At 70.3% G+C, this 22637-nt stretch carries 20 protein-coding genes; 15 read left to right on the top strand and 5 right to left on the bottom strand.

Annotated features, from left to right (window positions below; translation table 11 throughout):
- Positions 1–22 precede the first annotated feature (22 nt).
- The 6 genes from coaD (at position 23) to mutM (ending at position 4505) form a co-directional block, all read left to right on the top strand.
- Positions 23–502, top strand: a complete 480-nt coding sequence (gene coaD / locus IEY91_RS35465; protein WP_016640644.1) for a pantetheine-phosphate adenylyltransferase — start codon at positions 23–25, stop codon at positions 500–502.
- Positions 503–562: 60 nt separating this feature from the next.
- Positions 563–1699 (top strand): F0F1 ATP synthase subunit B, encoded by a 1137-nt coding sequence (locus IEY91_RS35460; RefSeq protein ID WP_189177107.1) that lies wholly within the window; start codon positions 563–565, stop codon positions 1697–1699.
- 163 nt (positions 1700–1862) lie between these two features.
- Positions 1863–2522 carry a YceD family protein gene (locus IEY91_RS35455; RefSeq protein WP_164328161.1) on the top strand — a complete coding sequence of 220 codons (660 nt, stop codon included), beginning with the start codon at positions 1863–1865 and terminating at the stop codon, positions 2520–2522.
- A gap of 2 nt (positions 2523–2524) precedes the next feature.
- Positions 2525–2698 carry a 50S ribosomal protein L32 gene (gene rpmF, locus IEY91_RS35450; RefSeq protein WP_164320141.1) on the top strand — a complete coding sequence of 58 codons (174 nt, stop codon included), beginning with the start codon at positions 2525–2527 and terminating at the stop codon, positions 2696–2698.
- Positions 2699–2705: 7 nt separating this feature from the next.
- On the top strand, positions 2706–3554 hold the full coding sequence (gene rnc / locus IEY91_RS35445) for a ribonuclease III (protein WP_189177106.1): 849 nt from the start codon (positions 2706–2708) through the stop codon (positions 3552–3554).
- A gap of 78 nt (positions 3555–3632) precedes the next feature.
- Positions 3633–4505: a bifunctional DNA-formamidopyrimidine glycosylase/DNA-(apurinic or apyrimidinic site) lyase gene (gene mutM, locus IEY91_RS35440; RefSeq protein WP_189177105.1), complete on the top strand. Its 873-nt coding sequence runs from the start codon at positions 3633–3635 to the stop codon at positions 4503–4505.
- Here the strand turns inward: mutM and IEY91_RS35435 are convergent.
- A complete protein-coding gene (locus IEY91_RS35435; protein WP_189177104.1) occupies positions 4481–4885 on the bottom strand; it encodes a winged helix-turn-helix transcriptional regulator in 405 nt (134 codons plus the stop codon). The genes mutM and IEY91_RS35435 overlap by 25 nt on opposite strands.
- A gap of 111 nt (positions 4886–4996) precedes the next feature.
- Here IEY91_RS35435 and IEY91_RS35430 point away from each other — a divergent pair, with 111 nt between their 5' ends.
- Positions 4997–5587 (top strand): flavodoxin family protein, encoded by a 591-nt coding sequence (locus IEY91_RS35430; protein WP_164320132.1) that lies wholly within the window; start codon positions 4997–4999, stop codon positions 5585–5587.
- 56 nt (positions 5588–5643) lie between these two features.
- Here the strand turns inward: IEY91_RS35430 and IEY91_RS35425 are convergent, their stop codons facing one another.
- Positions 5644–6510 carry a CAP domain-containing protein gene (locus IEY91_RS35425; RefSeq protein ID WP_306309943.1) on the bottom strand — a complete coding sequence of 289 codons (867 nt, stop codon included), beginning with the start codon at positions 6508–6510 and terminating at the stop codon, positions 5644–5646.
- 431 nt (positions 6511–6941) lie between these two features.
- On the opposite strand from IEY91_RS35425, the gene IEY91_RS35420 reads away from it, so the two are divergent.
- The 4 genes from IEY91_RS35420 to IEY91_RS35405 all read left to right on the top strand — a co-directional run bounded on the left by IEY91_RS35420 (position 6942) and on the right by IEY91_RS35405 (position 13442).
- Positions 6942–7223 (top strand): acylphosphatase, encoded by a 282-nt coding sequence (locus tag IEY91_RS35420; RefSeq protein ID WP_164320128.1) that lies wholly within the window; start codon positions 6942–6944, stop codon positions 7221–7223.
- Between the two features lie 386 nt (positions 7224–7609).
- Entirely contained in the window at positions 7610–7813 is a 204-nt protein-coding gene (locus tag IEY91_RS35415; protein ID WP_164320126.1) for a hypothetical protein, read from the top strand.
- 258 nt (positions 7814–8071) lie between these two features.
- Complete coding sequence (locus tag IEY91_RS35410; protein ID WP_189177102.1) at positions 8072–11770, top strand: SMC hinge domain-related protein; 3699 nt, start codon at positions 8072–8074, stop codon at positions 11768–11770.
- 244 nt (positions 11771–12014) lie between these two features.
- Positions 12015–13442: a sugar porter family MFS transporter gene (locus IEY91_RS35405; RefSeq protein WP_164320122.1), complete on the top strand. Its 1428-nt coding sequence runs from the start codon at positions 12015–12017 to the stop codon at positions 13440–13442.
- A 42-nt stretch (positions 13443–13484) separates the two neighbouring features.
- Here IEY91_RS35405 and IEY91_RS35400 read toward each other — a convergent pair whose 3' ends face one another.
- Together IEY91_RS35400 and IEY91_RS35395 are read right to left on the bottom strand one after the other, a co-directional pair.
- Positions 13485–14477, bottom strand: a complete 993-nt coding sequence (locus IEY91_RS35400; RefSeq protein ID WP_189177101.1) for an LLM class flavin-dependent oxidoreductase — start codon at positions 14475–14477, stop codon at positions 13485–13487.
- Positions 14478–14566: 89 nt separating this feature from the next.
- Positions 14567–16057: a purine-cytosine permease family protein gene (locus IEY91_RS35395; RefSeq protein WP_189177100.1), complete on the bottom strand. Its 1491-nt coding sequence runs from the start codon at positions 16055–16057 to the stop codon at positions 14567–14569.
- Positions 16058–16305: 248 nt separating this feature from the next.
- Here IEY91_RS35395 and ftsY point away from each other — a divergent pair, with 248 nt between their 5' ends.
- The gene (gene ftsY, locus IEY91_RS35390) at positions 16306–17529 is read left to right on the top strand and encodes a signal recognition particle-docking protein FtsY (RefSeq protein ID WP_164320115.1); all 1224 of its coding nucleotides are present in this window, start codon (positions 16306–16308) and stop codon (positions 17527–17529) included.
- A gap of 130 nt (positions 17530–17659) precedes the next feature.
- Here ftsY and IEY91_RS35385 read toward each other — a convergent pair whose 3' ends face one another.
- Positions 17660–18364, bottom strand: a complete 705-nt coding sequence (locus IEY91_RS35385) for a bifunctional DNA primase/polymerase (RefSeq protein WP_189177099.1) — start codon at positions 18362–18364, stop codon at positions 17660–17662.
- A 698-nt stretch (positions 18365–19062) separates the two neighbouring features.
- Between IEY91_RS35385 and nsdA the strand changes: the two genes are divergently transcribed.
- The 3 genes from nsdA (at position 19063) to IEY91_RS35370 (ending at position 22573) form a co-directional block, all read left to right on the top strand.
- A complete protein-coding gene (gene nsdA, locus IEY91_RS35380) occupies positions 19063–20538 on the top strand; it encodes a transcriptional repressor NsdA (protein ID WP_164320111.1) in 1476 nt (491 codons plus the stop codon).
- 347 nt (positions 20539–20885) lie between these two features.
- Complete coding sequence (locus tag IEY91_RS35375) at positions 20886–22238, top strand: ammonium transporter (RefSeq protein ID WP_164320109.1); 1353 nt, start codon at positions 20886–20888, stop codon at positions 22236–22238.
- Entirely contained in the window at positions 22235–22573 is a 339-nt protein-coding gene (locus IEY91_RS35370) for a P-II family nitrogen regulator (RefSeq protein WP_006127894.1), read from the top strand. The genes IEY91_RS35375 and IEY91_RS35370 overlap by 4 nt, the downstream gene beginning before the upstream one ends.
- Positions 22574–22637 lie beyond the last annotated feature (64 nt).

Raw genomic sequence — 22637 nt, 5'->3', positions numbered from 1 at the left:
ACCGGAGAGCGAGGGACTTCCGTTGCGCCGCGCCGTCTGTCCGGGGTCGTTCGACCCCATCACCAATGGACACCTCGACATCATCGCCCGCGCCTCCAAGCTGTACGACGTCGTGCACGTCGCGGTGATGATCAACAAGTCCAAGCAGGGCCTGTTCGAGATCGAGGAGCGGATCGAGCTGATCCGCCAGGTCACCGCCGAGTTCGGCAACGTGGAAGTCGAGTCGTTCCAGGGCCTGTTGGTCGACTTCTGCAAGGAGCGCGACATTCCGGCCATCGTCAAGGGCCTGCGCGCCGTCAGCGACTTCGACTACGAACTGCAGATGGCCCAGATGAACAACGGCCTCTCGGGCGTCGAGACCCTCTTCGTGCCGACCAACCCCACCTACAGCTTCCTCTCCTCCTCGCTCGTCAAGGAGGTCGCGACCTGGGGCGGCGACATCGCGCACCTGGTTCCCCCGGTCGTGCTCGAAGCCCTCAACAAGCGCCTCGCGAAGGGCTGAGCAAGGGCTACAGTCGTCCCGTCCGTCTCCCAACAAGCTGTAGAGAGTGGCGAGCCCGCGGTGGACGTGCAGAAGAAGATCGACGAGATCGTCGAGACGGTCGGCAGCGCCAAGTCGATGCCCATGTCCGCCTCGTGCGTGGTCAACCGCGCCGGCCTCCTCGCCCTCCTGGAGGAGGTGCGCCAGGCCCTGCCGGGCTCGCTCGCCCAGGCGCAGGAGCTGATCGGCGGCCGCGAGCAGATGGTCGAGCAGGCCCGCCAGGAGGCCGAGCGGATCATCGAGGGCGCGCACGCCGAGCGCGGCTCGCTGATCTCCGACACGGAGGTCGCGCGCCGCTCCCAGGCCGAGGCGGACCGCATCCTCGCCGAGGCCCGTCAGGAGGCCGCCGACGTCCGCGCCGAGGCCGACGACTACGTGGACAGCAAGCTCGCCAACTTCGAGGTCGTCCTCACCAAGACGCTCGGCTCCGTCGGCCGCGGCCGCGAGAAACTCCTCGGCACCGGCCCCGGCGTGGACGAGCAGGGGTACGAGGACGAGGACGCCCCCGAGCGCAGCCACGACCCGGAGACCCTGCGCCGCAACGCCGACGTCTACGTGGACGTGAAGCTCGGCGCCTTCGAGGCGGTGCTCGCCAAGACCCTGGAGGCCGTCGGCCGCGGCCGCCAGACCCTGCACGGCCGCGCCCCCGCCGACGAGCTGAGCGAGCTGGGCGAGCACACCAAGGAACACACCTCGGACGCCGACTACCTCGCGGACCTCGCCGAGACCCCCGAGCGCCCGCAGCCGCAGAACAGCCCTCCGCCGATCCCCGCCCAGCAGCCGTACGCACCCCCGCAGCCCCAGGCCGAGCCGGACCCGTACGCGTACCAGCAGCAGGACCAGTACGCCCAGGGCACCCAGGACCCGTACGCCCAGAGCGCGGGCCAGTACGGCGGCCAGGACGCCTACGGCCAGCCCGATCCGTACGCCTATCAGCAGTCGTACGGCCAGCAGGATCCGTACGGCTACCAGCAGGACCCGTACGCGTACCAGCAGCAGGCGTACGACCCGAACCAGCCGCAGGCCCCGCAGCAGCCGCCGCAGCACCAGGGCTACGGCCAGCAGGGCCCCGCGCCCGCCGTGCTCGACGAGACCAGCCTCTTCGACACCACGATGATCAGCGCGGAGCAGTTGCGGCAGTACGAGCAGGGGCGCTAGTCCCGATTGGGCCGAGAGCGAAAGGTCCAGTATCCTGGCTCTTCGGTCGCGCGTATGTCCGCGATCCGGGCTGCCCGCTCACACCGCAGATCTGCCGCGAAAGTGGATCTACGTCATGTGCGTGGGGGGCCGCTTGCCAAACTCCCAGGATTCGAAAGCAGGAATCACCCTGAGCACGCGCCTCGACCACCGCAACCCGCTTGTGTTCGACACACACGAGCTGGGTCGGCGGCCTGGTGCCCTGCTGCGGGTGACCCGCACGATCGACGCCCCCGGTTCGCCGGCTCCGTTCGGCGTCGAAGGGGTCGTCGGGGTGCCGGAAGGCGCTCCGGTCGTGCTGGAGATCCGGCTGGAGTCGGTCATGGAAGGGGTGCTTGTCACAGGCACCGCCCGTGCATCGGCCAAGGGGGAGTGCGTAAGGTGTCTGGAGCCGCTCGAGCTCGCGCTCGACGCGGACTTCCAGGAGATGTTCTCGTACCCTGACGCCGACGACCGGGGCCGCACCGCGGAACCGGCCGACGACGCCGAGGACGACGAGGACAGGCTCTTCCTCGAGGACGGCATGTTCGACCTCGAACCGATGCTGCGTGATGCGGTGGTGCTCGCACTGCCGATGCAGCCGGTGTGCCAGGAAGACTGCGAGGGCCTGTGCTCCGAATGCGGAGTGCGCCTCGCGGACGACCCGGACCACCACCATGACGCCGTCGACATCCGTTGGGCGGCACTGCAGGGACTCGCTGGCTCCATCCAGGACGGCGAGAAGGACGAGATGAGCGGCGAAGCGCCTGATTCCGCGCGCGCCGCCGAGAAGCAGGAGAAGTAGCCGTGGCTGTTCCGAAGCGGAAGATGTCGCGCAGCAACACGCGCCACCGCCGGTCGCAGTGGAAGGCTGCGGTCCCGAACCTGGTTGCGTGTGAGCGCTGCCAGGAGCCCAAGCTGCAGCACATCGCGTGCCCCGCTTGCGGCACCTACAACAAGCGCCAGGTCCTCGAGGTCTGAGCGGCTGGTGAGAGGCGCTGTGTCTAGCCCAAAGAAGGCGGAAGACGCCAAGATGGCAGACAGCAACAACGCGGCCTCGTCCCACACGCTTCTGGAAGGGCGGCTCGGGTATCAGCTCGAGTCCGCCCTTCTGGTGCGTGCGCTGACCCACCGTTCGTACGCGTACGAGAACGGCGGTCTGCCCACGAACGAGCGGCTGGAGTTCCTCGGGGACTCCGTGCTCGGCCTCGTGGTCACGGACACGCTGTACACCACCCACCCCGACCTGCCCGAAGGCCAACTGGCCAAGCTGCGGGCCGCGGTGGTCAATTCGCGTGCGCTTGCGGAGGTGGGCCGCGGGCTCGACCTCGGCTCCTTCATCCGGCTCGGCCGGGGCGAAGAGGGCACGGGCGGCCGGGACAAGGCGTCCATCCTCGCCGACACCCTGGAAGCGGTGATCGGCGCGGTCTATCTGGACCGGGGTCTGGAAGCGGCGAGCGAGCTGGTGCACCGGCTCTTCGACCCGCTCATCGAGAAGTCCTCGAACCTCGGCGCGGGTCTGGACTGGAAGACCAGTCTCCAGGAGCTCACCGCGACGGAGAACCTCGGCGTGCCCGAGTACCTCGTCACGGAGAGCGGCCCGGACCACGAGAAGACCTTTACTGCTGCCGCCCGCGTCGGAGGCGTCTCGTACGGCACCGGCACCGGCCGCAGCAAGAAGGAAGCGGAGCAGCAGGCCGCCGAGTCCGCTTGGCGTGCCATCCGCTCCGCGGCGGACGCGCGGGAGGCGGCCACGGCCGCCGAGAAAACGGCCGCTGAGGAAGAGGGCGCCGCCGAGGCACCGTCGGCCTCCGCACCGGATGTCGCTTCTGCCTGACGGCACGATTGCTGTACGCCCGCCGTGGTCGGTTCGCCGACCGCGGCGGGCGCTCTGCGTACCCCCTCCGGAGGAGACATGCCCGAGCTGCCCGAGGTCGAAGTGGTGCGGCGGGGACTCGACCGCTGGGTGGCCCACCGGACGGTGGCCGACGTGGAGGTCATGCACCCGCGCGCGATCCGGCGGCATCTCGCGGGCGCCGAGGACTTCGCGCACCGCCTCAAGGGCCACGCCTTCGGCGCGCCCATGCGCCGCGGCAAGTACCTGTGGATCCCCGTGGCGGACACCGGCACCTCCGTCCTGGCCCACCTGGGCATGAGCGGCCAGCTCCTGGTCAAGACTCAACAGGCCCCGGACGAGAAGCACTTGAGGATCCGGGTGCGCTTCGAGGACGCGCCGGACGACGCCGCGCCCGGCACCGAGCTGCGCTTCGTCGACCAGCGCACCTTCGGCGGGCTCTCACTGCACGAGAACACCCCGGACGGACTGCCCGACGTGATCGCGCACATCGCCCGCGACCCGCTCGACCCGCTCTTCGACGACGAGGCCTTCCACCAGGCCCTGCGCCGCAGCCGCACCACCATCAAGCGCGCGCTGCTCAACCAGTCCCTGATCAGCGGCGTCGGCAACATCTACGCCGACGAGGCACTGTGGCGCGCGCGGCTGCACTACGAGCGCCCCACGGCCACCTTCACGCGCCCCCGCAGCACCGAACTCCTCGGCCACGTACGGGACGTGATGAACGCGGCCCTCTCCGTCGGCGGCACCAGCTTCGACAGCCTCTACGTCAACGTGAACGGGGAGTCGGGCTACTTCGACCGGTCCCTGGACGCCTACGGGCGCGAGGACGAGCCCTGCCGGCGCTGCGGCACACCGATCCGGCGGCGCCCCTGGATGAACCGCTCCAGCTACTTCTGCCCGCGCTGTCAGCGCCCGCCGAGGTCATCGTAGCGCCGCTGCGCCTCGATCACCTCGTCCTGACTGCCCTCCACGAAGTGGATGAGGGCCAGCAGGTGCCCGGCGATCTGCTCGCCCAGCGGGGTCAGCCGGTAGTCCACGCGCGGCGGATTGGTCGGCCGCGCGTCACGGTGCACCAGGCCGTCGCGCTCCAGCGCGTGCAGTGTCTGCGACAGCATCTTCTCGCTCACGCCGTCGACCCGGCGGCGCAGTTCGTTGAACCGGAACGTGCTGTCGTGCAGCGCCCCGAGCGTGAGCGCCCCCCAGCGTCCGGTGACGTGCTCCAGCGTGGACCGCGACGGGCAACTGCGGGCGAACACGTTGTACGCCAGGTCCCTGTCCGTCGTGTCCTCGGCGCGCGCGGTGGTGTCCATACGGACAGCGTACTCTCCCGCAGCGCTAACCCAAGGATTGCGCTAACTAGAAGTTAGTGCTTTCCTTTCGTGTGTCACCCCGAACACGCCTTCCTGTCGAGGAGTACCCCCATGACCAGCCCTGTCGTCGCGATCGCCTACCACTCCGGATTCGGCCACACCGCCGTCGTCGCCGAGGCCGTCCGTGCCGGCGCCGAGGAGGCCGGTGCCACCGCTCACCTGATCAAGGTCGACGAGATCACCGAGGAGCAGTGGGAGCTGCTGGACGCGGCGGACGCCATCGTCTTCGGCTCGCCCACCTACATGGGCACCGCCTCGGGCGCCTTCCACGTCTTCGCGGAGGCCTCCTCGAAGCGCTGGTTCACCCGCGCCTGGCAGGACAAGATCGCCGCGGGCTTCACCAACTCCGCGTCCAAGAGCGGCGACAAGCTGCACACCCTGCAGTACTTCCAGACGCTCGCCGCCCAGCAGGGCATGCACTGGGTCAACCTGGGACTGCTCCCCGGCTGGAACTCCACCGAGGGCTCCGAGAACGACCTCAACCGCCTCGGCTTCTTCTCCGGCGCCGCCGCCCAGACCAACTCCGACGAGGGTGCGGAAGCCGTGCACAAGGCGGACATCGCCACGGCCGAACACCTCGGCCGCCGCGTCACCGAGACGGCGCGGATCGTGACCGCGGGCCGGGCCGCCGTCGCCGCCTGATCTCCTGCACGGAGAAGGCTCACCTGCACGGAGAGGGCTCTCCTGCCGGAGAGGGCTCAGAACCCGAAGTCCTGCGTCCACCACGGGCCGCCCGGCGCGAAGTGCGCGCCGACGCCCAGTGTCTGGTAGTCGCAGTTGAGGATGTTCGCGCGGTGGCCGGGGCTGTTCATCCAGGCGTCCATGACGGACTGGGCGTTGGCCTGGCCGCGGGCGATGTTCTCACCGCCCAGGTCCGCGATGCCGACCTTCTCGGCGCGGTCCCACGGGGTCGCGCCGTCCGGGTCGGTGTGCGCGAAGAAGCCGCGCTTGGCCATGTCGTCGCTGAAGTCGCCGGCCAGCGCCGCGAGGCCGGGGTCGGCGCGGACCGGACGGCAGCCCGCCAAGGCCCGCTCCTGGTTGACCAGCGTGAGCACCTCGGCCTCGGCCGCGTTCTCGCCGGACGCGGGCTGCTGCTCGGCGGGGGGCGTCGGCTTCGGCTTCTCGGTCGCCGTACGACTCGGGGTGGGCGTCGGCTTCTTCTCGTCCGCGCCCTTGTCACCCCTGTCGGCGCCCCGGGAGTTCCCCGCGTTCCCGTCGCGCTCGTCCTTGCCGGCTTTGTCACCGGAGTCGGACTGCGGCTTCGACGGCGTGGACGAGGGCTTCTGGGACGGCTTCGACGAGGGCTTGCCGCTGGACTTTGACGGCGTCGGAGCCGGGGCGTCGGTGCGGCCGGTGCCGCGGCTCGGCGTCGACTGGCCGCGATCGGCGTCGCCGTCGTCGCCGCCCTGCGCGTCGAGCCCGGACGGGGAGCCGGCCGAGCGGACGGCACCCGGGCCCTCGCCACCGCCCAGCGTGTAGTTGTCACCGCCGGGCACCAGGCCCGAGGCCACCGCGACGGCGCCCATCGCGACCGCCGCGGACACCCCGAGCAGTCCGGTGCGCACGGGCGTGGAGGCCCGACGCCTGCGCCGGTGCGACGTCACGCGCCGGCGGGGCTCGGGATAAGCCGCGGGAGCGTACCCGTCGTACCCCTCGTACGCATCCGGAGAGGCGCCGGGAAACGCGTCGGGAGACGCGTCGGAATACGAACCCGAATACGCGTCATACGCACCGGAATACGTGTCCGACGCGGGGGAAGCAGGGGAAACGGGGGTATCAGGCGTAACCGGGGAATGATCGGCGCGGCCGGCGGCTGAGCGTCGGTGGCGTCCCATCTTCTGGCCTTTCGTCCAGACGCCCGGTGTTCGGCCCCGGCGTCGTCCTGACGGTCAGCGTGACTCACCCATACGGGTGAGGCTCGTCGAGTCGCGACTGTACGCGATGGCGCAAGGGGGCGAAGTGCTCCCAGAGCAATTGGCCGGTTAGCGTGCACCTTATGAACGAAGAAGTCCGGCTCACCGCCTGGGTGCGCGGCCGTGTACAGGGAGTGGGTTTCCGCTGGTTCACGCGGGCCAAGGCGCTGGAGATCGGAGAGGTGAGTGGTTTTGCTCTCAATCTCGACGACGGCCGCGTCCAAGTCGTCGCCGAGGGTTCACGCGCGAGCTGTGGACAGCTCCTCGACTGGCTGCGGGAGGGCGACACACCCGGCCGGGTCGACGGTGTGACTGAGATCTGGGACACGCCGCGCGGGGGCTACGAGTCGTTCGCGATTCGCTGATCGACCGCCGCTCCGCGGACCCCCGGGGGGTGGGGCCGCAGCACCCGCCTGGGGCGGGAAAGGCCTGGTGGTTGCCAAGAAGCACTTGCCGTGGCAGGCTCCGCGGGTAACGTTGATCCAGACGCCCCCAGGGCCCCGCCGCCGAGGCAGCGCCGCAGGTTTCACCGCCGCGTGCCCCCGGGTTGCCCGTCAATACGGGGCGTGATCGTGTTGACCGTCAAACTTTTTGGTGAGACTCTGGAAGCCCCGCGCACCTTAGCTGTTTGGCATGTGAGAACGGCCAAGTAACACCCAGCAAGAACAGAAGAGTGCCAAGCACCGCGGGTGCGATTCCCTCACGACCCACACCGATTCGGTCGGTCACTCAGTGTGGAGGACCATCCATCATGGCAAAGGCGCTTCTCGGTTACGTCGGCGGCAGCGACCCGCGACTCCTCGCCGAGATGCGACGGCTCCAGCAGCGCGTCCAGGACCTGGAATCCGAGCTCGTCAGGATCCAGGCCGAGAACGACGCGCTGGCGGTCGCCGCTTCTCACGACGCGCTCCTCGAGAGCATCGACGTACCCCAGGCGGAGCCTGCGCTCACCTGACCCAACGCCACCCCCGAGCCCGGCTGCGGACCTCCCTGCCCCGCGTGGGCAGGCCTGTCCGTGACTAGCCGCCGAACAGAGAGATCTGCTTGATCGAATAGATCTGAGAGATCCGCAAGGGACGCTTCGGCGTCCCTTCTTTCATTGCCGCTCCCCGTGCCCGTGCGGGCCTTACGTCTGATGTGCCCTGCACCTTCCTCCGTGAAACTGCTCGCACCTTCCTCGGTGAACTCTCGGCGAAAGGTAGAGTCACGCGGCGTGCACCTCAAGGCCCTGACACTGCGTGGTTTCAAATCCTTCGCGTCGGCCACGACGCTGAAGTTCGAGCCGGGCATCACCTGCGTCGTCGGACCGAACGGCTCCGGCAAGTCCAACGTCGTGGACGCGCTGAGCTGGGTCATGGGCGAACAGGGCGCCAAATCCCTTCGCGGCGGCAAGATGGAGGACGTCATCTTCGCCGGGACGACCGGCCGGCCACCGCTCGGCCGCGCCGAGGTCTCCCTCACCATCGACAATTCCGACGGCGCCCTGCCGATCGAGTACGCCGAGGTCACCATCACGCGGATCATGTTCCGCAACGGCGGCAGCGAATACCAGATCAATGGTGATACGTGTCGCCTCCTCGACATCCAGGAATTGCTCTCCGACTCCGGTATCGGCCGTGAGATGCACGTCATCGTCGGCCAGGGCCAGCTCGACTCGGTCCTGCACGCCGACCCCATGGGCCGCCGCGCCTTCATCGAGGAGGCCGCGGGCGTCCTCAAGCACCGCAAGCGCAAGGAGAAGGCGCTGCGGAAGCTCGACGCGATGCAGGCCAACCTCGCGCGCGTACAGGATCTGACGGACGAACTGCGGCGCCAACTCAAGCCCCTAGGGCGGCAGGCCGCCGTCGCCCGCCGCGCCGCCGTCATCCAGGCCGATCTGCGCGACACCCGCCTCAGGCTGCTCGCCGACGATCTCGTCACGATGCGTCAAGCCCTGAACGCGGAGGTCGCCGACGAGGCCGCCCTCAAGTCGCGCAAGGACGCCGCAGAGGCCGAGCTGAAGACCGCGCTCCAGCGCGAGGCCGTCCTGGAGGACGAGGTCCGGCGGCTCAGCCCGCGCCTCCAGCGGGCCCAGCAGACCTGGTACGAGCTGTCGCAGCTCGCCGAGCGGGTGCGCGGCACGATCTCGCTCGCCGACGCCCGGGTGAAGAGCGCGAGCTCGGCGCCCGCCGAGGAGCGGCGCGGGCGGGAACCCGAGGACATGGAGCGGGAGGCCGCGCGCATCCGCGAGCAGGAGGCCGAGCTCGAAGCCGCCCTCGAAGCCGCGCAGCACGCCCTCGACGACACCGTCTCCCACCGCGCCGACCTGGAGCGCGAACTGGCCGCAGAGGAGCGGCGCCTGAAGGACGTGGCACGGGCCATCGCCGACCGGCGCGAAGGCCTCGCGCGGCTCGGCGGACAGGTCAACGCGGCCCGCTCACGGGCCGCCTCCGCGCAGGCCGAGATCGACCGGCTCGCCGTCGCCCGCGACGAGGCGCGGGAGCGCGCGGTCACCGCGCAGGAGGAGTACGAACAGCTCAAGGCGGAGGTCGACGGCCTCGACGCGGGCGACGCGGAGCTGGGGGAGCGGCACGAGGAGGCCCGCCGGGCCCTCACGGACGCCGAGGCCGAGCTGACCGCCGCCCGTGAGGCGGCCACCGCGGCCGAGCGGAAGCGGGCCGCCGTCGCCGCCCGGCACGACGCCCTCGCCCTCGGACTGCGCCGCAAGGACGGCTCGGGCGCGCTGCTCGCCGCCAAGGACCGGCTCACCGGACTGCTCGGCCCCGCCGCCGAACTCCTCTCCGTGGCACCGGGCTTCGAGGTGCCGGTGGCCGCCGCGTTCGGCGCTGCGGCCGACGCCATCGCCGTGACGACGCCCGCATCGGCAGCAGAAGCGATCCGCCTGCTGCGCAAGCAGGACGCGGGGCGGGCCGCGCTGTTGCTGGCGGGGGCGCCCGACGGGGTCGGGGGTGCCGCGGCCGGGGGTGCTGTCGCGCGTGCGGGGAACGATGGTTCCGGTGGCCGCGTGGACGGCGAGGGTGCTTCTGGTGCGGGTGCGGTGCGCGGGCCGTCCGGTGCCGGTTCGGCGGACAGGGCCTTCGGCGACGTACCACCGGACTCGCGTGGCGACGGCCCTCCGCGTGCCGCCGAACTGGTGCGTGGCCCCGCCGAGTTGATGCCCGCCGTGCGGCGGCTGCTGCGCGACGTCGTCGTGGTCGGGACGCTGGAGGACGCCGAGGACCTGGTGTACGCGCACCCGGAGCTGACGGCCGTGACCGCCGAGGGCGATGTGCTCGGGGCGCACTTCGCGCAGGGCGGGTCCGCCGGTGCGCCGAGCCTCCTGGAAGCGCAGGCATCCGTCGACGAGGCGGCGGCCGAGCTGGCCGAACTCGGTGTGCGCTGCGAGGAGTTGGCGACCGCGCAGGAGCGGGCCGGGGAGCGCCGCAAGGAGTGCGCCGCGCTCGTCGAGGAGCTGGGGGAGCGGCGGCGCGCCGCCGACCGGGAGAAGTCGTCCGTCGCGCAGCGGCTCGGCTCGCTCGCGGGGCAGGCCCGTGGCGCCGCCGGTGAGGCCGAGCGGTCGGCCGCCGCTGCCGCCAAGGCCCAGGACGCCCTGGAGAACGCCCAGTTGGAGGTCGAGGAGCTGGCCGAGCGGCTCACCGTCGCCGAGGAGGCGCCGGCCGAGGAGGAGCCCGACACCGGCGTGCGCGACCGGCTCGCCGCCGACGGAGCCAACGCCCGCCAGACCGAGATGGAGGCCCGGCTCCAGGTGCGTACGCACGAGGAGCGGGTGAAGGGGCTCGCCGGGCGCGCCGACTCCCTCGACCGCGCCGCCCGCGCCGAACGCGAGGCACGCGCGCGTGCCGAACAGCGCAGGGCCCGGCTGCGCCATGAAGCCGCCGTCGCCGAGGCCGTGGCCTCCGGGGCGCGGCAGCTGCTCACCCACGTCGAGGTCTCCCTCGTACGCGCGGACCACGAGCGGACGGCGGCCGAGCGCGCCAAGGAGGTGCGGGAGCGGGATCTTGTCGCCGAGCGGAACCAGGGGCGCGACCTCAAGGCCGAGCTGGACAAGCTGACGGATTCGGTGCACCGGGGCGAGGTGCTCGGCGCGGAGAAGCGGCTGCGGATCGAGCAGCTGGAGACCAAGGCGCTTGAGGAGCTCGGTGTGGAACCCGCGGGGCTCGTCTCCGAGTACGGGCCCGACCAGCTCGTGCCGCCCTCGCCCGCGGCCGAGGGCGAGGAGCTGCCCGAGGACCCGGAGCACCCGCGCAACAAGCCCGTGCCCTACGTCCGCGCCGAGCAGGAGAAGCGCCTCAAGTCAGCCGAACGGGCGTACCAGCAGCTCGGGAAAGTCAATCCGCTCGCCCTTGAGGAGTTCGCCGCCCTGGAGGAACGTCACAAGTTCCTCAGCGAGCAGCTGGAGGACCTGAAGAAGACGCGGGCCGACCTCCTCCAGGTGGTGAAGGAGGTCGACGAGCGCGTCGAGCAGGTCTTCACCGAGGCGTACCGGGACACGGCGCGGCAGTTCGAAGGGGTCTTCAGCAGACTCTTCCCGGGCGGCGAGGGACGGCTGATCCTGACCGATCCCGACAACATGCTCACCACGGGTGTGGACGTCGAGGCCCGGCCGCCCGGCAAGAAGGTCAAGCGGCTCTCGCTGCTGTCCGGCGGCGAGCGGTCGCTGACGGCCGTGGCGCTGCTCGTGTCGATCTTCAAGGCGCGGCCCAGCCCGTTCTACGTGATGGACGAGGTCGAGGCGGCCCTCGACGACACCAACCTGCAGCGGCTCATCCGGATCATGCAGGAGCTGCAGGAGGCCTCGCAGCTCATCGTCATCACGCACCAGAAGCGGACGATGGAGGTTGCGGACGCGCTGTACGGCGTGTCCATGCAGGGCGACGGCGTCTCGAAGGTGATCAGCCAGCGGCTCCGCTAGCCACCGCCCGGTTCCCCTCGCCGGATCACTCTCACGACCCACCCCGTGTTCAGAACTTGAACACGGGGTGTCGTCTCGTGTGGCTCAGATTCACTGTTAACGAACTATTGACTTCGCAACTTGAAGGAATAGTCTCTGCAACGTTGCTTTTACCTTCAGGTGGTGGGCGGCGTGAAGTTGTGCGCCACTTGAAGGGCTCTCACCCCCACCCCCGGCAACGCAGCCGGTGGCCCGAGGAGTACACGTGACCAGCACAGCGCAGCCGCCGCAGCCAGGGGCCAGGGACGCCCACCCGGACCATCTGGGCCATGTCATCTTCATCACGGCGGCAGCCGCGATGGGCGGATTCCTCTTCGGCTACGACAGTTCCGTGATCAACGGCGCGACCGTGGCCATCCAGGACCGGTTCGACGTCGACGCGGACATGCTGGGCTGGATCATCGCCACCGCACTGCTCGGCTGCGCCGTCGGTGCCGCGATCGCGGGTCGCATCGCCGACCGCATCGGCCGCATCCGCTGCATGCAGATCGCCTCGGTCCTCTTCGCGGCCAGCGCCATCGGCTCCTCGTTGCCGTTCGCCGCGTGGGACCTGACGATGTGGCGCTTCATCGGCGGCATCGGCATCGGCATGGCCTCGGTGATCGGCCCGGCCTACATCGCCGAGGTCTCACCGCCCGCCTACCGCGGCCGCCTCGCCTCGTTCCAGCAGGCCGCCATCGTCGTCGGCATCGCCGTCTCCCAGCTCGTCAACTGGGGCATCCTGAACATGGCGGACGGCGACCAGCGCGGTGAGATCGGCGGCCTCGAGGCCTGGCAGTGGATGCTCGGCGTCATGGTCGTCCCGGCCGTCCTGTACGGCCTGTTGTCCTTCGCGATCCCCGAGTCCCCGCGCTTCCTGCTCTCCGTCGGCCGGCAGGCCGAGGCCAAGAGGGTGCTCGCCGAGGTCGAGGGCACCACGGTGGACGTGGACGCGCGCGCCGCCGAGATCGAGCTGGCCATGCGCCGCGAGCACACGTCGACGTTCAAGGACCTGCTGGGCGGCAAGTTCGGCTTCCTGCCGATCGTCTGGATCGGCATCTTCCTGTCGATCTTCCAGCAGCTCGTCGGCATCAACGTGATCTTCTACTACTCGAACCAGCTCTGGCAGTCGATCGGCCACGACCCGAGCAGCTCGTTCCTGTACTCCTTCGAGACGTCGATCGTGAACATCGTCGGTACGGTCATCGCGATGATCTTCGTCGACCGGATCGGCCGCAAGCCGCTCGCCCTGATCGGCTCCGCAGGCATGGCCGTCGCCCTGTTCACCATGGCCTGGGCGTTCTCCTACCGGACCGGCTCCGGTGACGACGTCTCGCTGCCGCAGGGCCAGGGCCTGACCGCGATCATCGCCGCCAACGCCTTCGTGCTCTTCTTCGCGCTCTCCTGGGGCGTGGTGGTCTGGGTGCTGCTCGGCGAGATCTTCCCGAACAAGATCCGTGCCGCGGCGCTCGGTGTGGCGGCCTCCGCGCAGTGGCTCGCCAACTTCGCGATCACCAAGACCTTCCCGAGCATGTCGGAGTGGAGCCTGACCGGCTCGTACATCATCTACGGCGCCTTCGCCGCGCTCTCGATCCCCTTCGTCATGAAGTTCGTCAAGGAGACGAAGGGCAAGACCCTGGAGGAGATGGGCTAAACCCCCCGCTGCCCCTCTCCTCTTGAGGAAGGCTGCCCCGGCTCATGGACCGCGCAATCGGTCCTTGAGCCGGGGCAGTACGTTTTCGCCGAACAGATGCATGCTCCGCCACCCCTCGTCGACCGGCATCCCGCCGACGAGCGGATGCAGCACGAGATTGGCCCCTTCCTCCGCGAAGGCCATGCACGCGTCGGGCGTCAGGACGCGGTAGACGCCCTCGGCGCGCAGCTCCGCGACCGTCGTGGCCCCCGAGCGCACCGCCGAGCGGATGTCTTTGGACTGCCAGGAGGCGTAGGTGCGCGCCTCGTGCAGGAAGTGCTCGCCGTGCTCCGCCCAGGTGCGGTCGGGGTCTTCGGAGAGGTGCAGGAGCGGGGTCTCGGCGGCGGGCATCATCGTCCAGCCCTCGGTGCCGTACTCGGTGAGCTTCTCGTTGTAGTACGCCTCCAGTTCCGGCAGGTGCGCGCTCGGGAAGAACGGCAGGCCGAACCGGGCGGCGCGGCGCGCGGCCGCCTTCGAGGAGCCGCCGACCAGGAGCAGCGGGTGCGGCTGCGTGTGCGGGCGCGGGGTGACGCGCACGGTGCGGCCGCGGTGGGTGAACTCCTCGCCGGTCCAGGCCTTGAGGAGGGTGTCCAGGAGCTCGTCCTGGAGCTTCCCGCGCCGCGTCCACTCGACGCCGAAGGCCGCGTACTCCTCGGGCCGGTAGCCGATGCCCGCGACCGTGACGAGCCGGCCGCCGCTCAGCAGGTCGAGTACGGCGATGTCCTCGGCCAGGCGCAGCGGCTCGTGCAGCGGCCCGATGACCGCCGAGACGGTCACCGCGATCTTGCGCGTCGCCCCGAACACCGCGCCCGCGAAGGCGAACGGCGACGGCAGCCAGTTGTTGGCGACGCCGTGGTGCTCCTCGGTCTGGATCGTGGACACGCCGCGGTCGTCGGCGTACGCGGACATCTCCAGGGCGGCGCGGTAGCGCGCGCTGAGGGTGTCGGGCGTGGCCGCGGGATCGACGAGGTTGAAACGTACGACTGTGACGGGCATGAAGACGTCCCCCTTCACCGGATGCGGCGAAGGGGGACGTTAGCTGACGCTTCGTCAGATAGCCAGGGGTGGGCGGAGAGTTGGAGTGCTCACGCCTTGGCGGGGGCGGGCTTGGCCTCGGCGGTGGGCCCGGTGGCCTCGGCCGGGGTGGCCGGCTCGGTCGGCGTGGCCGTCTCGGGGAGCGGCTCGCGCGGCAGGACCGCGTACAGCACGCCCGCGACCACGATCGTCATGAGCCAGCCGAGGCCGTTGCGCCCGATCCAGGACGTGGCGAGCGGGCCGCTGAACCAGTCGACCTTGGTGAAGAGCAGGCCCACGAGGAGCGCGACGCCCCAGGAGGTCATGGCCTGCCAGGCGAAGCCCGCCTTGTACCAGTACGCACTCGTGCGCTTGGTGTCCATCAGGGCTTCGCCGTCGTACGTCTTCCTGCGCAGCATGTCGATGCCGAAGACGCCGATCCAGGCGGAGAAGGCGACCGCGAGCAGCGTGAGGAAGGAGATGAAGGAGCCCATGAAGCTGGTGGCCACGTTCATCAGGAGGTAGCCGAAGATCAGGCTGATGATCGCGTTCACGCTGACCGCCCACGCGCGCGGGACCTTGATGCCGAGGGTCATGGCCGTGAAGCCCGCCGAGTACATCGACATCGAGTTGATCAGGAGCATGCCGATCAGGGCCATGATCAGATACGGCACCGCGATCCACGTCGGCAGCAGGTCGCCGAGGAAGGCGACCGGGTCCTGCGCGGAGGACAGGCCCGGCGTGGAGACGGCCATGACGGCGCCCATCAGGACCATGGGGACCACGACGATGGCGGCGCCGCCGACGGCGTGGCCGACCAGCGGCTTGCTCGGGGCGTTGCGCGGCAGGTAGCGGGTGAAGTCCGGCCCCGTGGGCACCCAGCTGATGCCGCCCGCGGCGATGGTGCCGATGCCCGCGATCATCATGGCGGTGGAGCCCGCGGGCTGGTCGAAGACCTTGGACCAGTCGGTGTCGGTGAGGAGATAGACCAGGACGAGGATGCTGAACGCGCCGAAGAGGTACGTCGACCACTGGCTGCACACGTGCAGGACCTTGCGGCCGAGGCCCGAGATCAGGAACGTGGCGGCGACGAAGGCGAGCAGCGTGATGACCTTCAGGGCCGTGTTCTGCTTCACGCCGAAGCAGATGTCCAGGACCGTGAGGATCGCGTACGCACCCGTGACCGCGTTGATCGTCTCCCAGCCCCAGCGGGCGACCCAGATCAGCGAGCCGGGGAAGAGGTTGCCGCGCTGGCCGAAGACCGCGCGCGAGAGCGTCATGCCCGGCGAACCGCCGCGCTTGCCCGCGATGGAGACGAGGCCCACCAGGCCGTAGCTCAGCACGGGGGAGACGAGGGCGACGACCAGGACCTGCCAGAAGTTCAGGCTGTTCGAGACGATCAGGCCCGCGCCCATCGTCAGGAGCAGAACGCTGATGTTGGCGGCGACCCACGTGGGGAACAGCTCACTGGTCTTGCCGTGGCGCTCGGAGTCCGGCACGGGCTCCAACCCGCGGGTCTCCAGGGCGCCTTCGTGTTCGGCCGTTTCGGCGGTGGTGCTCATGAGGGGTGGTTCCGTGCCTCTCGCTCGGCTTGCGTCGACGTCGTCGCCGGCCGGTGGGGGAGTTCGCTGGTGAGCAGCTGATGAATGGCTGGGTGACCAACGGATGAATCTGTGGGGGACTCTACGCGCGTTGACGCAGCCTCTTCCATCGTACTTTAGTCCGAGTAATGTCGGCTAGTGGCCTATGTCCTTTGGAGGAAAGCACAAGGGCGCTGCCCGAAGGGCCCATGACTGATACTGGGTGGGTTATGGAAATCGTCATCCTTGCTGTAGTCATCGCCGTGGTCGTGGTCGGTGCGATCGGCGGGCTCGTCGTCGGCAGCCGCAAGAAGAAGCGGCTGCCCGAGGCGAAGGCCCCCTCCGTCCCCCCCACCATCACCGCCCCGCCCGCCGAGCCGCACGTCGGCGACGAGGCCGAGACGCCGCGCGACGAGGCGCGCCGCACGATCGAGGAAGTCGATCTGCCGGTCGCCGAGCCGTCGGCCTCCGCGCCCGTCGTCACGGAGGAGCCGCCCGCGGCGCCCCTCGCCCCCGAGATCGAGACCCCCGAGCCCACCGCGGGCCGCCTGGTGCGCCTGCGCGCCCGCCTCTCGCGCTCCCAGAACGCCCTCGGCAAGGGCCTGCTCACGCTCCTGTCGCGCGAGCACCTGGACGAGGACACCTGGGAGGAGATCGAGGACACGCTCCTCACCGCCGACGTCGGCGTCGCCCCCACCCAGGAGCTGGTCGAGCGGCTGCGCGAGCGGGTGCGGGTGCTCGGCACGCGCACGCCCGACGAGCTGCGCACCCTGCTGCGCGAGGAGCTCCTGAACCTGCTCGGCACGGACTTCGACCGCGTCGTGAAGACCGAGTCCGGCCTGGAGACCCCGGGCATCGTGATGGTCGTCGGCGTGAACGGCACCGGCAAGACCACCACCACCGGCAAGCTCGCCCGCGTCCTGGTGGCCGACGGCCGCTCGGTCGTCCTCGGCGCCGCCGACACCTTCCGCGCCGCCGCCGCCGATCAGCTGCAGACCTGGGGCGAGCGCGTCGGCGCCCGCACGGTCCGCGGGCCCGAGGGCGGCGACCCGGCTTCGATCGCCTTCGACACGGTCAAGGAGGGCATCGCCGAGGGCGCCGACGTCGTCCTCATCGACACCGCGGGCCGGCTGCACACCAAGACCGGCCTGATGGACGAGCTCGGCAAGGTCAAGCGCGTCGTGGAGAAGCACGCGCCGCTGGACGAGGTCCTGCTCGTCCTGGACGCCACGACCGGCCAGAACGGCCTGGTGCAGGCCCGCGTCTTCGCCGAGGTCGTCGACATCACCGGCATCGTCCTCACCAAGCTCGACGGCACCGCCAAGGGCGGCATCGTGATCGCGGTCCAGCGCGAGCTCGGCGTGCCGGTCAAGCTCGTCGGGCTCGGCGAGGGCGCGGACGACCTGGCGCCGTTCGAGCCGGAAGCCTTCGTGGACGCGCTCATCGGCGACTGAGCCGGTGCGGCCACCGAAGAAGTGCCCCGCCCCCGGGTGCAGCCGGGAGCGGGGCACTTCGTCATGTGGTCCCGCGCTTGGTCACACCGCACCGCGCTTCGTCAGGCGGTCCCCGCGCGCGGGGCGCGCGTCACGCGGGTGACCGGTGGGCGACGTACGCCAGCGTGCCGAGCACGAGGCGCGCGTGCGGCGGGCCCGTCACGGAGTCCGGGTCGGGGGAGCGCAGCCAGCGGACCGGGCCGAGGCCGCCGCGGTCGGACGGCGGGGCGGTGATGTGCGCGCCGGGGCCGAGGCCGTGCAGGTCGAGGGCGGCGTCGTCCCAGCCCATGCGGTAGAGCAGCTGGGGGAGTTCGGCGGCGGCGCCGGGGGCCACGAAGAAGTGCGTGCGGCCGTCGGGCGTGGCCGCGACGGGGCCGAGCGGCAGGCCCATCCGTTCGAGCCGCACCAGCGCGCGGCGTCCCGCGGTCTCGGCCACCTCGATCACGTCGAAGGACCGGCCGACGGGCAGCATCACCGCGGCGCCGGGGAACTGCGCCCAGGCTTCGGTCACTTCGTCGAGCGTGGCGCCCGCGGGCACCTCCGGGGCGAAGTCCAGCGGGTGGGCGCCGGGCGCCGGGCAGTCGGCGCGGCCGCAGGAGCAGCGGCCGTCCTGGGCGCGCGCGCCGGGCACCGCGGCCCAGCCCCACAGGCCCGTGTACTCCGCCACGGCCGTGCAGTCCGACGCGCTCGAACGGCAGCGCCGACGGGACGCGGAGCGCGATTCCCTCGGCTCTTTCGTCTCCCTGGCCGCGCGGGGCTCCTTCGTCTCCCTGGCCGCGCGCGCCTCTTTCGTCACGCCGCTCCGACCGGTCCCGCCCTCTTTGCCGCTGCCTTCTTTGGTGCCGTGTTCCTTTGTGGCGCCCACTTTGCGTCCGCCCTCTTTGGTCCCGCCCTCTTCGCTTCCCCGCGCCGCGCCGTCCGTGCCGTCTGTTTCGTTCGTTCCCCGGACACCGGCCCGGGGCTCTTTGGTCCCCCGGATGCCGCCGATCGTGAAGCCCATGCCCCCTCCAACGGGTCGCCTGTGCGGTGGTTACGTGACGGAATCGGATCGTGACTCTCTGCCCTGCGATGCGTTGTGCACGTCTCAAGCCGACTCTCGCCGACTTTCACCGTCTTCCGCCGTCAGGTGCTGCCGGCGCCCGGAGGCATTGCGGGTGGTGCACTCCGTGGCCCGCGCCCCTGAGTGCTTCTCTCCGCCCACTTTCGGATGGTCGCGGTTCCTCTGTGTCAAGTGAATCGCGTGCTGCGGGCCGGGAGTTCATTCGAAGGGGTGGCGAATGGTGGCGTTTCCGTGTTCGCCCTCGCCGGAGCGGTGATCGTAGGATTACTTTCAGTACATGCCCCGGAGGCACGCGCACCCGTGGGTATGCCGGAGGCAAGTCGGTTTCCCGTTCGAAGGGTGACATTCTCCGGACGGGGCGCCGTAACACGCGGCATTCTGTTAGGGCTTGACGTGGACCGCGAACAAGTGGCTTGAGGGATGGGGGCGTTCCAGTGGGCGGCAGTAGCGGAAGCGGTGTGAACGCTGAGAAGCGCCCCAACGAGATGCTTGGCTCCTGGTTCGTGCGCAGCGGCTGGTCGAAGGGCGAGCTGGCACGCCAAGTGAACCGCAGAGCGCGCCAGTTGGGCGCGCACCACATCTCCACCGACACCTCGCGCGTCCGCCGCTGGCTGGACGGCGAGAACCCGCGCGAGCCCATCCCGCGCATCCTCTCCGAGCTGTTCTCCGAGCGCTTCGGCTGCGTCGTCGCCGTCGAGGACCTCGGCCTGCGCGCCGCCCACCAGTCCCCGTCCGTCTCCGGCGTCGATCTGCCCTGGACCGGCCCGCAAACGGTCGCGCTCATCAGCGAGTTCAGCCGCAGCGACCTGATGCTGGCCCGGCGCGGCTTCCTCGGCACCTCGCTCGCCCTCTCCGCGGGCCCCTCCCTCATCGAGCCCATGCAGCGCTGGCTCGTGCCGGGACCCTCCGCTCCGGCGGCGCCCGAGCCCGAGCCGCTCGTCCCGCGCCGCCCCGGCCGGCTCTCCAAACCGGAGCTGGACCTCCTGGAGTCCACGACGGTGATGTTCCGCCAGTGGGACGCCCAGTGCGGCGGCGGACTGCGCCGCAAGGCCGTCGTCGGCCAGCTCCACGAGGTGACCGACCTGCTCCAGGAGCCCCAGCCCGAAGCCACCGCGAAGCGCCTGTTCAAGGTCGCCGGTGAACTGGCCGAGCTGGCCGGCTGGATGAGCTACGACGTAGGCCTCCAGCCCACCGCCCAGAAGTACTTCGTGCTGGCCCTGCACGCCGCCAAAGAGGCGGGCGAGAAGCCCCTCGGTTCGTACGTGCTCTCCAGCATGAGCCGCCAGATGATCCACCTCGGCCGCCCCGACGACGCCCTGGAGCTGATCCACCTCGCGCAGTACGGCAGCCGTGACTGCGCCAGCCCCCGCACCCAGTCGATGCTGTATGCGATGGAGGCCCGCGCCTACGCGGGCATGGGCCAGCCCGGCCGCTGCAAACGGGCCGTCCGCATGGCCGAGGACACCTTCGCCGACGCGGACGACTGGGACGACCCCGAGCCCGACTGGATCCGCTTCTTCTCCGAGGCGGAGCTGAACGGCGAGAACGCCCACTCCTTCCGCGACCTGGCGTACGTCGCAGGCCGCAGCCCCACGTACGCCTCGCTGGCCGAGCCCGTCATGGGCCGCGCCGTCGAGCTCTTCGGCAAGGACCCCGAGCACCAGCGTTCGTACGCACTGAACCTGATCGGCATGGCCACCGTGCACCTGCTCCAGCAGGAGCCCGAGCAGAGCACCGTGCTCGCGGCCGAGGCCCTGGACATCGCCAAGAAGGTGCGCTCCGAGCGGGTCAACACCCGGCTGCGCAAGACCGTCGACAACGCCCTGCGGGACTTCGGGGACGTCGCCGAAGTGGTCCGGCTGACCGACCAGCTCGCCGTAGACATGCCGGAAACCGCGGAGGCCGTCTAAAGGTCCCGCCTGTCGCGGCCCGCCCGAGCGGCACGCCGCGCACCCACTCCGGCCGCGGCCGGCCCATCCCGACAGCCCGACTCGGCTCCCCCACGCCAGGTCATCGGATGGCCGCCGCGGCCGGTCTACTGCCCGGGGGATTCGAGAGGGTATGTCCTGCGCACCCCGGACCACGCGCGGTTCACCCACGCGTAACACGCACGCCCCCTTCGTCACTGCCGCGAAACATCGAGCGGCACTGACCGAAACCGCGCTGCGCCAATCTCGTGCCGCATAACCGGCCCACCGTCCTCGCACCGCAGAGGCTGAAGCCCGCACGGGCCGTATCCGACGACGAGGAGACGCCGATGCCCCCAGGCATCACGGTTGCCGCAGACGCCCCACAGATGTCTGCCGCCAACACCGGGTTCATGCTGATCTGTTCCGCCCTGGTGATGCTCATGACGCCGGGTCTCGCCTTCTTCTACGGAGGCATGGTCCGCGTCAAGAGCACCTTGAACATGCTGATGATGAGCTTCATCAGCCTGGGCATCGTGACCATCCTGTGGGTGCTCTACGGCTTCTCCGTCGCCTTCGGCACCGACCACGGCAGCCTCTTCGGCTGGGAGAGCGACTACGTGGGCCTCGGCGGCATCGGCCTCAACCAGCTCTGGGACGGCTACACCATCCCGGTCTACGTCTTCGCCGTGTTCCAGCTGATGTTCGCGATCATCACGCCCGCGCTGATCAGCGGTGCGCTCGCGGACCGGGTGAAGTTCACCGCGTGGGCCCTGTTCGTCGCGCTCTGGGCGACGATTGTGTACTTCCCGGTCGCGCACTGGGTGTGGGGCACCGGCGGCTGGGCCTTCGAGCTCGGCGTGATCGACTTCGCCGGCGGTACGGCCGTGCACATCAACGCCGGCGCCGCGGCACTCGGCGTGATCCTGGTCATCGGCAAGCGCGTCGGCTTCAAGAAGGACCCGATGCGCCCGCACAGCCTGCCCCTGGTGATGCTCGGCGTCGGACTGCTGTGGTTCGGCTGGTTCGGGTTCAACGCCGGATCCTGGCTCGGCAACGACGACGGCGTCGGCGCGCTGATGTTCCTCAACACCCAGATCGCCACGGCCGCCGCGATGCTCGCCTGGCTCGCGTACGAGAAGATCCGGCACGGCGCGTTCACCACCCTCGGCGCCGCCTCCGGCGCCGTCGCGGGCCTCGTCGCCATCACCCCGTCCGGCGGCTCCTGCTCCCCGCTCGGCGCGATCGCCATCGGTGCCGTCGCCGGTCTGCTGTGCGCCCTGGCCGTCGGCCTGAAGTTCAAGTTCGGCTACGACGACTCCCTGGACGTCGTCGGCGTCCACCTGGTCGGCGGTGTCGTCGGATCGCTGCTCGTCGGCCTCTTCGCCACCGGTGGCGGGCAGTCGACGGCGAAGGGTCTCTTCTACGGTGGTGGCCTCGAGCAGTTGGGCAAGCAGGCCGCCGGTGTCGGCGCCGTCCTCGGCTACTCCCTCGTCGCCTCCGCCGTGCTCGCCTTCCTGATCGACAAGACGATCGGGATGCGGGTCGACGAGGACGAGGAGGTCGGCGGCATCGACCAGGTCCAGCACGCCGAGACCGCGTACGACTTCAGCGGCGCGGGCGGCGGCTCCGCACCGCGCACCGCGACCGCGGTGCCGGGCCCGGTCCAGTCGGCGCAGAAGAACAAGAAGGTGGACGCATGAAGCTCATCACCGCGGTCGTCAAGCCGCACCGGCTCGACGAGATCAAGGAAGCCCTCCAGGCCTTCGGAGTCCAGGGCCTGACCGTCACCGAGGCCAGCGGCTACGGCCGCCAGCGCGGCCACACCGAGGTCTACCGCGGCGCCGAGTACACCGTCGATCTCGTACCGAAGATCCGCATCGAGGTGCTCGTCGAGGACGAGGACGCCGAACAGCTCATCGAGGTCGTGGTCAAGGCCGCCCGCACCGGCAAGATCGGTGACGGCAAGGTGTGGAGTGTCCCCGTCGACACGGCGGTCCGGGTGCGGACCGGCGAGCGCGGGCCGGACGCCCTGTGACGCGCATGGCGTGCGTGACGTACGTGGCGTACGCGCTGTAGTCCCACAGAGAACAGGAGCCGCT

This window comes from Streptomyces lasiicapitis (assembly GCF_014646335.1).
Classification (GTDB): domain Bacteria; phylum Actinomycetota; class Actinomycetes; order Streptomycetales; family Streptomycetaceae; genus Streptomyces; species Streptomyces lasiicapitis.
This window is presented reverse-complemented; position numbering and strand designations above follow the sequence as displayed.